The sequence below is a fragment of the Flavobacterium zepuense genome (assembly GCF_007097145.1).
GTDB lineage: Bacteria > Bacteroidota > Bacteroidia > Flavobacteriales > Flavobacteriaceae > Flavobacterium > Flavobacterium zepuense.
Genome location: NZ_VJVZ01000012.1, coordinates 23,603 through 37,418 on the forward strand (window position 1 = coordinate 23,603; position 13,816 = coordinate 37,418).

The 13,816-nt window shown below is 42.9% G+C and carries 8 protein-coding genes; 3 read left to right on the top strand and 5 right to left on the bottom strand.

The features are described from left to right. Positions 1 to 35: 35 nt before the first annotated feature. Positions 36 to 3,170, bottom strand: coding sequence for a UvrD-helicase domain-containing protein (locus FMM05_RS16690; RefSeq protein WP_143374559.1), 3,135 nt, complete (start codon positions 3,168 to 3,170; stop codon positions 36 to 38). A gap of 119 nt (positions 3,171 to 3,289) precedes the next feature. On the opposite strand from FMM05_RS16690, the gene FMM05_RS16695 reads away from it, so the two are divergent. After that, positions 3,290 to 3,898 carry a superoxide dismutase gene (locus tag FMM05_RS16695; protein ID WP_143374560.1) on the top strand — a complete coding sequence of 203 codons (609 nt, stop codon included), beginning with the start codon at positions 3,290 to 3,292 and terminating at the stop codon, positions 3,896 to 3,898. Positions 3,899 to 3,952: 54 nt separating this feature from the next. Here FMM05_RS16695 and FMM05_RS16700 read toward each other — a convergent pair whose 3' ends face one another. Then, the gene (locus FMM05_RS16700) at positions 3,953 to 4,918 is read right to left on the bottom strand and encodes a succinylglutamate desuccinylase/aspartoacylase family protein (protein WP_143374561.1); all 966 of its coding nucleotides are present in this window, start codon (positions 4,916 to 4,918) and stop codon (positions 3,953 to 3,955) included. Positions 4,919 to 5,023: 105 nt separating this feature from the next. Here FMM05_RS16700 and uvrC point away from each other — a divergent pair, with 105 nt between their 5' ends. Continuing rightward, positions 5,024 to 6,820, top strand: a complete 1,797-nt coding sequence (uvrC, locus tag FMM05_RS16705) for an excinuclease ABC subunit UvrC (RefSeq protein WP_143374562.1) — start codon at positions 5,024 to 5,026, stop codon at positions 6,818 to 6,820. Continuing rightward, positions 6,821 to 9,028: a patatin-like phospholipase family protein gene (locus FMM05_RS16710; protein WP_143374563.1), complete on the top strand. Its 2,208-nt coding sequence runs from the start codon at positions 6,821 to 6,823 to the stop codon at positions 9,026 to 9,028. Positions 9,029 to 9,063: 35 nt separating this feature from the next. Here FMM05_RS16710 and FMM05_RS16715 read toward each other — a convergent pair whose 3' ends face one another. From FMM05_RS16715 to ileS, 3 genes are all read right to left on the bottom strand, one after another. Continuing rightward, entirely contained in the window at positions 9,064 to 9,681 is a 618-nt protein-coding gene (locus FMM05_RS16715) for a hypothetical protein (RefSeq protein ID WP_143374564.1), read from the bottom strand. 161 nt (positions 9,682 to 9,842) lie between these two features. Next, positions 9,843 to 10,226, bottom strand: coding sequence for a TraR/DksA family transcriptional regulator (locus FMM05_RS16720; RefSeq protein ID WP_143374565.1), 384 nt, complete (start codon positions 10,224 to 10,226; stop codon positions 9,843 to 9,845). Between the two features lie 8 nt (positions 10,227 to 10,234). Further along, positions 10,235 to 13,666, bottom strand: coding sequence for an isoleucine--tRNA ligase (ileS, locus tag FMM05_RS16725; RefSeq protein ID WP_143374566.1), 3,432 nt, complete (start codon positions 13,664 to 13,666; stop codon positions 10,235 to 10,237). Between the last annotated feature and the right edge of the window lie 150 nt (positions 13,667 to 13,816).

Consider the following 13,816-nt stretch of genomic DNA (forward strand, 5'->3'; position numbering starts at 1 on the left):
CGTTTGTCGCAATTCCCCCTTTGGGGGTTAGGGGGCTACAGATTTACAATCTCAATACCTTCTCCTATATATACAATAGCTTTTCGCTCTACAATTAAACCCATAGCCTGCAATGCATTTTGGTATCCCTGCAACTGTTTTGCGTACTTATCTAAGTGCGCACCGGTTTTATAATCCAGCAAATAAGCCTTACCATCGCGCACGGCTACCCTGTCGGGTTTTATGTTAGCGGTTTGCGGCGCTATAATACTCTGCTCATTAAAAATCATGTTGCCTTCTGCAAAAAAGATATTTAGCTCAGGGTGGAAAATCACATCTTTAAGCGTTTTCTCAACCTCATCTTTTTGCGAATGAATAATGAGCCCGTTCTCTATGGCTTTCATTATTGCGATGGGGATATCGTTCTCTGTTTTTATGTACGATAAAATTTCGTGGGTAACGTTACCAAATTCTATAGCCTGTAACTGGGTGCTGCCCCACATAAGTGACTCCCGCTGTGCAATTTTTACCGATCGCGGATTAAAATGCTCTTTTACCACCTTAATAATATGCTGCCCGCCCACGTGCGCTTCTGGTTTAGAAAGACGTGTGGCATTGCCAAACTCATATTCGGTAACGGTATTATCAAACATATGCTTTTGCATCAGGAATTTTATAAAATAACTCGACATGTTATTGGTCAGTTCTCCCCTCGATGTAAAATTGCGGTTGGATATTATATAGAGCTGCTCTTCGGCACGGGTAAGCGCCACATATAATATATTAATGTTATCCAGCAATTCTTCCTGGCTTTTTATAAAATAGATCTCGGCAGCCTTTTCGCCATATTCGGCTACAGCCTTGCTGCTGTCTATTAAGGCTTTTTGGAATTCAAAGGTTTCATCGTCCAATTCCAGCCACAGTTTATCGCGGCGGGACCGGGCATAATCTTCCTCCGCAAAAGGAAAGATAACTACCGGAAACTCCAGGCCTTTACTTTTATGTATTGTCATTATCCTTACGGCATCGTTACCTTCCGGCGATGGTATGCTGAATTTCGACCCGTTATTATCCCAATATTCCAAAAAGTCGGATATACCGCTTTGCGTACGGATGTCACGCTCCAAAACAAGGTCTAAAAAATACTGCACATAACTTTGGTTGCTTTTGACTTTAATAAAAGCATCTATAATAGTCTCAACTGCCTCATAAAGCGATTTTTTACGGCAGTTTTTAAACGAGATATTTATATTATAATTCGCAAGCCACTTTTCTAACGCCTCTTCATCGGGCTGCTCCATGCCCTGGGCAATAAAATCGTGTACGCCGGCCTCGGTTTGGGTGTTAGCTGCAAAATATAAAAAGTGTGCCTTAGCTTCTACATTCTCGTTACTTTTTAGGTAACGCAAGAGGTTGATTATAAGCTTAACCTCAGTAGCATTCTCTATCAGCAATGTTTCAGATGATAAGATGGGTATGGCATTTTCTGTAAGGTAGTTGGCAAGCAATATGCCCGGCTGCCTTTTACGGGTTAACAGCACAATATCTTTATACTGAAAGCCCTGTGCCTGTGCCTTTTTAATAGCAGCAAGCGTAGCGGCAAGGTACAGGTCGTTCTTATCGGTATCTTCGTCCGGTTCCTGCTGAATTTCCAGCAGGAATGAGATGTTTACGAAGCCACCAAGTTTAGGGTTAATATCCTGAATACTGGTGGCATACATGGCGCTGTAGTCTTCGTTCTCAAATTCGCCCGAGAGGAACGAAAAGAAATCATTGTTAAATCCAATCACTTCGCTGTAACTCCTGTAATTAGTACCTAACGGAATGGTTTCCCTGCTCGGGTTGCTAAACGGGTTATGGCCTTTGCCCAGTTCTATAAACTGCTCGGCCTTACCCCCGCGCCAGCGGTAAATAGATTGTTTTGGATCGCCCACTATCATAAGCGAACCCGGTCCTGCCAGTGGATCTTCGCCCGCAAGGGCATTATCTATAAGCGGAATAAGGTTATGCCATTGCATTTGAGATGTATCCTGAAACTCGTCTATAAAAAAGTGGCGGTAGCGTTCGCCCAATCTTTCGTATATAAATGGGGCGGGCTGGTTTTGTATCTCGCGATGAATGATCGCATTAAACTCTGATATACTGAGTACATTTTGCTCTTTCTGGATGCGTTCCAGCTCCTGTCCTATCGAATTCAATAACGATAGCGGTGTAATATTTTTGAGGAAGGCGGTGTAAAAATTCTTTTTTTCGTAGTTTTTATACACCTTTTTAAGAAGCACCAGCAACGGGTCAAGCAGGCCTTCTATAATTAGCCTGTCTTTGGCCGTTTTATTGATCTTGATATCCTCCGGCTCGTGGTATTTTTTGTGCGATGATGTTAGCCTGCCTTCTTTAATATAACTTATATGGTTAGGAAAATGACCTGCCGAGAACGACTTCGGGTCTACCCCACTCCCATCAAGCAGCGCTGTCATTTCATCGGCAAGAGCTGAACATTCGACCTCTAAAGCGGTAACCGACTCTTTTAATTTCTCTTTTATAAAGAGAAACTCTTCAATACTCTTATCCTTAAATTGCACCAGTTCGTTGCGGTTGTTCTCATCTACTAAAAGTCTGCCGGTTTCAAAGAGCTCGCGGGTAACATCCCAACTCTTGTCGTTATCCAGTTTATCCAGCGAGAAATCTACCAATAACGATGTTAGCACCTCATCGTCGCCTGCCTTGGCAATAATAGCATCTACGGCTTCCTGCAATAAAATATCGGTCTCCAGCGATACATCAAACGAAACCGACAAGTTAAGGTCGTGCGCAAACGCGCGGATCACCTTATGGGTAAAACGGTCAATAGTACTAATATCAAACGAGGCGTAATTGTGTATGATGTTTTTTATAATAGAACGGCTCTTGTCTTTTATCGTTGCGAGAGATAATCCCGTCTCTCCGCTAAGTACTTTCATGAGCAACTCTGCCCTTTCGCCCGGCTCATCTTTGCTAAAATCGGAAAGGTTGAGTATGATACGCCCCTTCATTTCCTCTACCGCTTTGTTGGTAAAGGTTATGGCGAGTATGCGGCGGTAGGCATCATCGGTGGGGGCTTCCAGCAAAATACGCAGGTATTCTTTAACCAGTGTGTAGGTTTTACCGGAGCCTGCCGAAGCGTTGTATATAGAAAAAGCAGTTTTACTCACTTAAAATGTGGGTTTTATAGTTTGGCATTATAAATTATAACAATTTCTTATTTTTTGTAATGCTTAAAATCTGTAAATTTGGATTAAAATTAATACTAATCTTTTAAAAATAAGATATTATGGCTTTTGAATTACCAAAACTACCTTACGCATACGACGCCCTTGAACCACATATTGATGCTAAGACGATGGAAATACATCATACTAAGCACCATAATGCATATACTACAAACTTAAACGCTGCAATTGCAGGCACCGACCTTGAGGGCAAAACCATAGAGAATATCTTATTGAACCTTGACCTTAACAACACTGCTGTTCGTAACAATGGTGGTGGCTACTACAACCACAACTTGTTCTGGACGATACTTTCGCCTAAAGGCGGAGGCGAGCCAACAGGCGAACTTGAAGAGGCTATAGATAAATCTTTCGGTTCTTTTGAGGAATTTAAAGCTAAATTTAACAAGGCTGCCACAACACGTTTTGGATCTGGCTGGGCTTGGTTGTGCATACAGGAAGATGGCAAGCTTGAAGTGTGCTCTACCGGCAACCAGGACAATCCGTTAATGCCAGAAGTAGGTTGCAGCGGAACGCCAATTCTTGGCCTTGATGTTTGGGAGCATGCTTATTACCTTAATTACCAAAACAGAAGGCCTGATTATATTGAGGCTTTTTGGAGTGTTGTAAACTGGGCGGAAGTAGCAAGACGTTACGCAAGCGAAAAATAGTATTTAGTACTTATAGATAAGAAAACGGGCATCATTTGTGCCCGTTTTTTGTTTTTACTGCGCCACCCGTAGCGAAATATGAAAAATAGCGTCACCCTGGTAAACAATAGGGGCATCGTTACTATTAATGATATAACCGCTATTAGGGGCTTTTACCTTTTGCTCAAACTTGCCAAAGGGATCGGTTATAAGGGCAATAACGTCGCCTTTCTCTACAAATTTACCTGCGTGCGCCTTGTTCTGAAACAATCCGGAATGACGGGCTCTTATCCATGTAGAAGTTTCAATATAAATAGATGGCGCATCAGGGGTTCGGGCATTTTTACGGATGCCAAGCATACCCAGGTGCTGCAAAACGCGCTTAGCGCCATGCACACCCTCTTGGGTAATATCATCATTAAGGTCTAACGATTTTCCCCCTTCAAACAATAATATTTTAACCCCTAACTTCATGCAGGCGCTGCGAAAAGATCCCGGTATGTTCTTGGAGGAAAGGGTAAACGGTGCGTTAAAAATATCGGATAATCCTTTAAGCTCAGGATTGTTGGGCACAATACGAATTTGTGGTGCGTTAAAGCGGCTGGCGCCTCCGGCATGAAAATCGATACAATAATCAATATGCGGAATGATCTCTTTAACAACGTGGTAAGCAAAACGGCTGGCTAACGATCCTAATTTAGTGCCGGGAAAAACACGGTTAAGGTCGCGCCCATCGGGAAATTCGCGGGTTTTATTCACAAACCCAAAAATATTAACCACCGGTATGCAAATAATGGTTCCGCGCTTGGGCTTGTTGATTTTGCGTACGATGATTTGCCTTACGATCTCCGTTCCGTTAATCTCATCTCCGTGCAAACCTGCCGAAAACAGCACCACGGGGCCATCTATTTTAGAGCGTTCTACAATTATTGGTATTTTAAGTTTGGTCATGGTATGCAGGCGGGCAATTTCCATTTTAATGGTTTTGCTCTCGCCGGGCAGGATGCTTTCTCCAAGTATAGTAATATCTTTATGGGGCATAGGCATTTGTTAAAGCATAAAAATAGTAATTTGCAGTAATATAGGCGTAACAAATTGGGGTATTTAAACGTTTATAGTTACCCATTTGTTTTTTAACTTTGTTACATGCAAACTCCGCTGGAATTACAAATACAAACATTGCCGGACAGCCCGGGCGTTTACCAATATTTTGATAAAGACGAAAAGCTTCTTTACGTAGGTAAAGCCAAGAATTTAAAAAAACGGGTAATGTCTTACTTTAATAAGGTGCACGAGGTAGGCCGCACCCGCGTTATGGTACGCAAAATTGTTGCCATTAAGCACATTGTAGTGCCTACCGAAAGCGAGGCTTTACTGCTGGAAAACAACCTTATAAAAAAGTTGCAGCCGCGTTACAACGTGATGCTAAAAGACGATAAAACCTATCCGTGGATATGCATTAAAAAAGAACCTTTTGCACGCATATTCTCTACGCGTAACGTGGTTAAAGACGGTAGCGAGTACTTTGGCCCGTATACAAGTTTCAGGACGGTACACACCCTGTTAGACCTTATAAAAGAGCTGTACCCGCTGCGCACCTGTAATTACGACTTAAGCCCTGCCAACATACAAAGCGGTAAATATAAAGTGTGCCTGGAGTACCATTTGGGCAACTGCAAAGGCCCCTGCGAGGGTTTTGAGCCGTATGATGTGTACCAGCACCATGTAGATGCCATTCGCGAAATTTTAAAGGGTAATTTTAAGGAAAGCCTTAAAGATTTCAGGAAGCTGATGATGGAACTGGCTACCGAAATGCGTTTTGAAGAAGCACAGCGCATCAAACAGAAAATAGAAGTGCTGGAAAATTACCAGGCACGCTCAACGGTGTTCAACCCGCGTATAAGCAATGTAGATGTGTTTACCATTATAAGCGATGAAACCATGGCTTATGTAAATTTTATACAGGTTTCGCACGGGGCTATCATCCGTTCGCACACCATGGAGATCAAAAAGAAGCTGGAGGAGCCCGATGAAGAATTGTTAGAGCTTGCCGTGGTAGAATTGCGCGAACGCTTTAACCTTATGAGCCGGGAGGTTTTAGTAAATTACCCTATAGACCTTGGCGAAAAAATAAACGTTAACGTGCCCAAACTGGGCGATAAAAAACTGATATTGGACCTAAGCGAGCGCAATGCCCGCTTTTACAGGATGGATCAACTTAAGCAGGAAAAAATAGTGGACCCGGACAGGCATACCAACCGAATTATGGCGCAAATGAAGAAAGACCTGCGCCTGCCCGAAGAGCCCCGCCATATAGAATGTTTTGATAACTCTAACATTCAGGGTACTAATCCGGTGTCGGCATGCGTTGTATTTAAAGATGGTAAGCCCAGCAAAAAGGATTACCGCCACTTTAATATCAAAACAGTAGAGGGGCCAAACGACTTTGCCAGTATGGAGGAGGTAGTGCACCGCCGTTACAAACGCCTGTTGGAAGAAAACCAGCCACTGCCGCAGCTTATTATTATAGATGGTGGTAAGGGGCAGCTGTCTTCGGCATTAAAAAGTTTAGAAGAGCTGGGGCTTCGCGGTAAGATTACCATTATTGGCATTGCAAAAAGGCTGGAAGAGCTGTTTTATCCCGGCGATTCGGTACCTTTATACCTCGATAAAAAAAGCGAAACCCTCAGGATCATACAGCATCTGCGTAACGAGGCGCACCGTTTTGGCATAACGCATCATCGCGATAAGCGCAGCAAGGGCGCATTGCAAACATCGGTAGAAACCATACCGGGCATTGGCGAAAAAACAATGGTTACGCTCATAAAGCACTTTAAGTCGGTTAAACGGTTATCGGCTGCACCCGAAGAAGAAATAGCCAAAATTATAGGCCCATCCAAAGCAAAAAAAATCACTGAGTTTTACCAGACTAAGAACCAATAAATGAAGAACCTGTTACTCCTGTTTGTGTGTATTTCACTTTTCGGAACCATGTCCGGACAGGAGAAACAACCTGCTAAAAAGCCTAAAATAGGTGTTGTGCTTAGCGGTGGCGGCGCAAAAGGCCTGGCGCATATAGGTGTGCTAAAAGTGCTTGAGGAGGCCGGCATAGAGGTTTCTTACATAGGCGGCACCAGTATGGGGGCTATTGTAGGCGGTTTGTATGCAGCAGGCTATTCGGCAACCGAGCTTGATTCTATCTTCCGGTCGTTAGACCCTGATGCCTTGCTTCGCGATTTTACACCACGGGGCACCAAGAACTTTTTCGAAAAGCGTAACGATGAAATCTATGCGCTTACGCTACCTTTTAAGGGCTTTAAAATCGGCTTCCCTACGGCTTTTTCTAAGGGCTTGTATAATTACACAACCGTTAACCGGTTAACAGAACACGTGCGCCATGTGCGCGACTTTAATAACCTGCCCATACCCTTTGTTTGTATTGCTACGGATATTGAAACCGGTAAGGAGGTAGTGCTGCGCAACGGTGTATTGCCCGATGCCATACTGGCAAGCGGGGCTTTCCCATCATTATACAGCCCAGTAGAGATTGACGGCCGATTACTTATAGATGGTGGTGTTACTAACAACTACCCTATTGAGGAGGTAAGGCGCATGGGTGCTGATATTATTATTGGTGTAGATGTGCAGGACCCGCTTAAAACCCGCGACCAAATTAGGGGTGCTACAGGTGTATTGGTGCAGATTAACAACTACCAGATGATACAAAAAATGGAGGCCAAGAGCAAGTTGACCGACATTTACATTAAACCGGATATTTCTGGCTTTTCTGTTATATCTTTTGATGATGGAGAAGCTATTATTAACAAAGGAGAAGAAGCCGGGCGCAAGATATTAGATACCCTAAAAACATTGGGCATAGGCCGCCCAATTATTAAGGAGCATATACCCGTGCAGGATTCGATATGTGTAGACCAGGTGCGCATTAACGAGCTTAAAAACTATACCCGCTCTTATGTTATTGGTAAATTGGGTTTTAAACCCGGCTCGCGCATTAATTATAACAAGTTTAATGATGGTATAAGCAAGCTTAATGCTACGCAAAACTTTACATCGATATCCTACTCATTTAATGAAGCGCCCGATGGTGGCGAGGTGCTAAGCCTCAGGCTGCAGGAAAACCCAATTAACCGCTTCCTTAAATTTGGGCTCCATTACGATGGGCTATATAAAAGTGCTGTATTGGTAAATGTTACCCAAAAAAATCTTGTTAAACGTAATGATGTGGCATCGCTTGATGTTATACTGGGCGATAATTTTAGGTATAACCTTGATTATTACATTGATAACGGTTTTTATATAAGTTACGGACTGCATTCGCATTATTACCAGTTTAACCGTAATATATCTGCTGTGGCCGCGAGCCAGTTTGGCGAAGAGTTGGGCAATAATTCTTTTAATCTTGATTTTGCCGACTTTACCAACCAAATATACATACAAACCATTTTTGCCCAGCGCTTTTTATTGGGAGGCGGTGCAGAATACAAACATATTAAAGCAAAATCGGAAACATTGCAGGGCATTGACCCGGTTTTTGATGACAGCGATTATGTTTCGGCATATGGCTACTTAACTTTTGATTCTTATGATGATAAGTTTTTCCCAAGCGAAGGGTACTATTTTTCCGGCGAGGCTAAAGCGTTCCTGTACTCTTCTAACTACACTAAAGTGTTCGACAATTTTACCATTATAAAAGGAGAGCTGGGTACTGCGCAAACCCTTACTAAAGGGCTTACCGTTAATGTTAGGGCCGAAACAGGATTCTCGTTACGGGAAAACCCCGTTCCTGCTTTTGATTTTATATTGGGAGGGTACGGATATCAAATGTCGCACACTTTCAGGCATTTTTATGGATATGATTTTCTGAGCCTTAGTGGAAATAGTTATATTAAAGGTACAGTATCTCTTGATTATGAATTCCTTAAAAAGAACCACTTAAATTTTACGGCAAACTATGCCAATGTGGGCGACGACCTTTATGAGGGTGGTAAGCTCTTCTCTTTACCACAATATAGTGGTTACGCCTTAGGTTATGGTATGGAAACCATTATAGGCCCACTGGAAATTAAACACAGCTGGTCGCCCGAAACAGGAAAACATTATACCTGGTTTAGTGTAGGTTTTTGGTTTTAAAATAGCCTATTGCTAATACTTTTTTTTAATCTGGACTATTGCCCGCAATGCTGTTCGTAAAGTTCTACAACTACTTCTAAGCCCTTCGCTTTAAAATCTTCTTTGGTAAGGTTTTCGGTAAGGTTAGGGCAGGCATCTTTAAACAATTGAGAAAGTGTGATTTTAAAGTCTTTAAAATCGCGGTCATTTATGTGGTGCCCAAAGGTGGTAACGTAAATATAAGTGCAAAAATCGTCGCCGGGTTTCTGGATGTAAAAAGCATAGCATGGTGTGGCGGCAACATCTACCGCGCCACCTGTTGCCGGAACAATGTAGTAATATGAAAGCAGGCTTATTTTACCCCTTTTTACAATTTGCAGCCATGCTTTATCTTCAGAAGCTTTTTCACGCCCCATACCGGCTGCTTTAAGGGCGATAAATTTTACCGTTTCATTATCATCATCCAAAATAGTAAATTCACGTACATCTTCAATTGCGTAACGTTCAATTTCAGCATTGGGATTTTGCTTAAATTTAAGTTTAGATGTACGGTATTTAGGTAGGGTAATAAGTCCGCTTTTTAACGAACCGTCGTTAAAAGTTATTGTACCATTATACATTTTTGCATATAATGATAATGGCAACAGGAGTAAGAATAGCAACAGCTTGTTCATAAGGGGGAAGGCTTATATGAGTCACTAAAAATAAAGATTTTTAGTACATACTGCATAGCCGGGAACAATATTTTTGCCCCAATAAAGACATTAAAAAATATAAACCATACAAGCGCTAATAAATAAAAAGCCGCCCCGGTTAAGGGCGGCTTAGTTATATATTATCGCTGCATATTCTTAGCTTCGATGCTCATGGTTGCGTGCGGAACCAATTTTAGCCTGTCTTTATTTATAAGCTTACCGGTTACTTTGCAAATGCCGTAGGTTTTGTTCTCTATACGAACAAGGGCATTTTTAAGGTCGCGGATAAACTTTTCCTGGCGGATGGCCAGTTGCGAGTTGGCTTCTTTGCTCATGGTTTCGCTGCCTTCTTCAAACGCTTTAAAGGTAGGCGATGTATCATCGGTACCGTTATTAAGGTCGTTCATGTAAGCACTTCTAATAAGGTCTAAGTCAGCTTTAGCTTTCTCTATCTTTTTCGAAATTAATTCCTTGAACTCTGCCAGGTCTGCGTCAGAGTATCGTATTTGCTGCTCATCTACCATTATTCAATCTATTTTGAAATTAATATTAGGGTTTTTATATCGTCAAACTCAATTTCTGTACCATTTTGTACTTCTGTACTGAAAATCAGTACATCAGTAAGCGTTTCGCTCTTAATATACCCTTCATTTGCCATAACGGCATCCTGTAAGGTATTATTGTCTTTAAGCGTAACGGTAATCCTGTCAGTCACCTCAAAGCCACTATCTTTACGGATGTTTTGTATCCTGTTTACAAGCTCGCGGGCAATACCTTCTTTCCTTAGTTCATCGTTAATAGTAATATCCAGCGCTACGGTAATACCGCCTGCATTGGCTACCAGCCATCCCGGTATATCCTGGCTTGTAATCTCTACATCTTCAGCGGTTAAAGTAATACTTTTTCCGGAAACTGCAATATCAAGCGTGCCTTTGCTGTCTATCTCGTTTATCTGCTCCTGGTTAAGATTTTTTATCTCGTTGGAAACCAGATTCATATCCTTGCCAAAACGTGGCCCAAGTGCTTTAAAGTTAGGTTTTACCTGCTTAACCAACACACCGCTTGCATCATCTAAAAGCTCTATTTCCTTAACGTTAACCTCGGCTTTAATAAGCTCTGCAACGGCTTCAATTTCTCCTTTCTGATTAGCGTCAAGCACCGGAATCATTACCTTTTGCAGCGGCTGGCGCACTTTAATCATCTCTTTCTTACGTAAAGATAGCACTAATGATGATATGGTCTGCGCCTTCTGCATGCGGCTTTCGAGCGATTTATCAACAAAGTTATCAGCATACTTTGGAAACTCGGCCAAATGTACGCTGTCATATTTTTCCGACTGTGAAGCCTGTGTTAAATCTTTATACAATCTGTCCATAAAGAATGGAGCTATTGGCGCACTAAGCTTGGCTACCGCTACAAGGCAGGTATACAACGTTTGGTAGGCCGCGATTTTATCCTGCGCGTACTCGCCTTTCCAGAAACGGCGGCGGCATAGGCGTACATACCAGTTGCTCAGGTTTTCCTGAACAAAGTCGCTTATTGCCCTTGCAGCCCTCGTAGGCTCATATTCGGCGTAGAAGCTATCAACATCTTTTATAAGCGTATTAAGCTCTGATAATATCCAACGGTCTATCTCAGGGCGTTCGTTAAGCGGAATTTCCGGCTCGGCATACGTAAAGTTGTCAATATTTGCATACAGCGCAAAGAACGAGTACGTATTATATAGTGTACCGAAGAATTTACGGCGCACCTCGGCAACACCTTCTATGTCAAACTTAAGGTTATCCCAAGGGTTGGCATTGCTAATCATGTACCAGCGCGTAGCATCGGGGCCGTACTCGGCAAGGGTGGTAAACGGATCTACCGCGTTGCCAAGCCTCTTGCTCATTTTTTGCCCGGCCTTGTCTAACACAAGTCCGTTACTTACTACATTTTTATAAGCTACCTTATCAAAAACAAGGGTAGCAATAGCGTGCAGTGTATAAAACCAACCACGGGTCTGGTCTACACCCTCGGCAATAAAATCTGCCGGGAACGCCTCGCTGTTATCTATAAGTTCCTTATTTTCGAAAGGATAATGCCATTGTGCATACGGCATGGCACCGCTATCAAACCAAACATCAATAAGATCGGTCTCGCGGGTCATTGGTTTGCCTGTAGGCGAAAGCAGTACAATTTTATCTACTACATTTTTATGCAGGTCGATTATGCTGTAGTTCTCCTCACTCATGTTGCCCGGCTCAAAGCCTGCAAACGGGTTAGCGTCCATAGCGCCTGCTGCAAGCGATTTTTCGATGGCGTTGTAAAGCTCTTCTACACTGCCAATAAGAACTTCTTCGGTTTTATCTTCGGTCCTCCAAATAGGCAACGGGATACCCCAGTAGCGTGAGCGGCTAAGGTTCCAGTCGTTGGCGTTTTTAAGCCAGTTGCCAAAACGCCCCTCACCGGTAGCTTTAGGCTTCCAGTTAATGGTATCATTAAGGTTAAACATACGCTCTTTAACATCGGTAACTTTTATAAACCAGCTATCAAGCGGATAGTATAAAAGTGGCTCATCAGTCCTCCAGCTGTGTGGGTAACTGTGAACGTATTTTTCCACCTTAAAAGCTTTGTTATTTTCTTTTAGGTAAATGGATATCTCTACATCTGCCGATCGCTGCGGAGCCGCGCCGGCATCATAATACTCGTTCTTAACATATTTACCAGCAAGCAGTAGCGGCTCGCCGTTAGGGTTGTCCAGGCTCTCTACGTGGCTTGTAAATTTACCCTGAAGGTCTACCAGTGGCACAGGGTTACCGTTGTGATCTAACACCAGCATTGGCGGAATCTCCGGCTTGGCCTCTTTAGCTACCTTGGCATCATCGGCACCAAAAGTTGGGGCAGTGTGCACAACACCGGTACCATCCTCTGTAGTAACAAAGTCGCCCGCAATTACCCTAAAGGCATCTTGTGCATTTTGGTACGGTAATACAAACGGTAACAGCTGCTCATAGCGGATGCCTACAAGGTCTTTACCCTTAGCTTCAGCCAGTATTTTGTATGGGATGTTCTTATCACCTTCTTTAAAGTTATTAAAGCTGCTATCTTCGTTACTTTCGAAATAGCCTTTGCCAAACTGCTTGCCTATAAGATTTTTAGCCAGCACTACATTTATAGGCTGAAAGGTGTATTGATTAAACGTTTGCACCAAAACATAATCTATGTTTGGGCCAACAGTAAGTGCGGTGTTACTTGGAAGCGTCCACGGGGTGGTAGTCCACGCCATGATATCAACTTCGCCATAGCCCTGTAAAAATTCAGGCAGCGTGTGCGGCACGGTTTTAAACTGCGCTACAATGGTAGTATCGGTAACATCGCGGTAAGCACCGGGCTGGTTAACCTCATGGCTGCTTAACCCTGTACCTGCCTTAGGCGAATACGGCTGTATGGTGTAGCCCTTGTAAAGCAAGCCCTTATCGTATATCTGCTTAAGGAGCCACCAAACGGTTTCCATGTATTTAGGCTTATAGGTAATGTATGGGTCTTCCATATCTACCCAGTAGCCCATTTTTTCGGTAAGGTCATTCCACACATCGGTATAGCGCATAACGGTGCGTTTACAGGCCTCGTTATACTCTTCTACGGTAATGGTTTTGCCTATATCTTCTTTGGTAATGCCAAGTTCTTTTTCGGTACCAAGCTCTACCGGAAGCCCATGTGTATCCCAGCCGGCTTTACGTTTAACCTGGTAGCCTTTTTGCGTTTGGTACCGGCAAAAAATATCTTTAATGGCGCGGGCCATAACGTGGTGAATGCCCGGAAGGCCGTTTGCCGATGGCGGCCCCTCGTAAAATACGTATTGCGGCTTGCCCTCGCGGGTGGTTACGCTTTTTTCGAATATTGTCTCTTTCTTCCAGAAATCAAGGACTTCGCTTGCTACCGTTGGCAGGTCAAGCCCCTTGTATTCAGTAAACTTAGTGCTCATTTTTTATAGCTTGTAAAAATCAATTTGCGAAAGTAATGATTTTTTTCATGTAATGGTAAAAATGAGCGCAGATGTGGGCGGGTATAACGGTTGCGAGAGAATTATTAACTATAATTTTTAAGGATGTTTTTAAATGATGCTTTATTATAT

Excerpts from the sequence above, each read along its gene's own strand:
- FMM05_RS16700 (WP_143374561.1), bottom strand. The coding sequence starts at position 4,918 with ATGCCCCATAAAGATATTACTATACTTGGAGAAAGCATCCTGCCCGGC.
- FMM05_RS16720 (WP_143374565.1), bottom strand. The coding sequence starts at position 10,226 with ATGGTAGATGAGCAGCAAATACGATACTCTGACGCAGACCTGGCAGAG.
- ileS (WP_143374566.1), bottom strand. The coding sequence starts at position 13,666 with ATGAGCACTAAGTTTACTGAATACAAGGGGCTTGACCTGCCAACGGTA.
- FMM05_RS16695 (WP_143374560.1), top strand. The coding sequence starts at position 3,290 with ATGGCTTTTGAATTACCAAAACTACCTTACGCATACGACGCCCTTGAA.
- FMM05_RS16710 (WP_143374563.1), top strand. The coding sequence starts at position 6,821 with ATGAAGAACCTGTTACTCCTGTTTGTGTGTATTTCACTTTTCGGAACC.
- uvrC (WP_143374562.1), top strand. The coding sequence starts at position 5,024 with ATGCAAACTCCGCTGGAATTACAAATACAAACATTGCCGGACAGCCCG.
- FMM05_RS16715 (WP_143374564.1), bottom strand. The coding sequence starts at position 9,681 with ATGAACAAGCTGTTGCTATTCTTACTCCTGTTGCCATTATCATTATAT.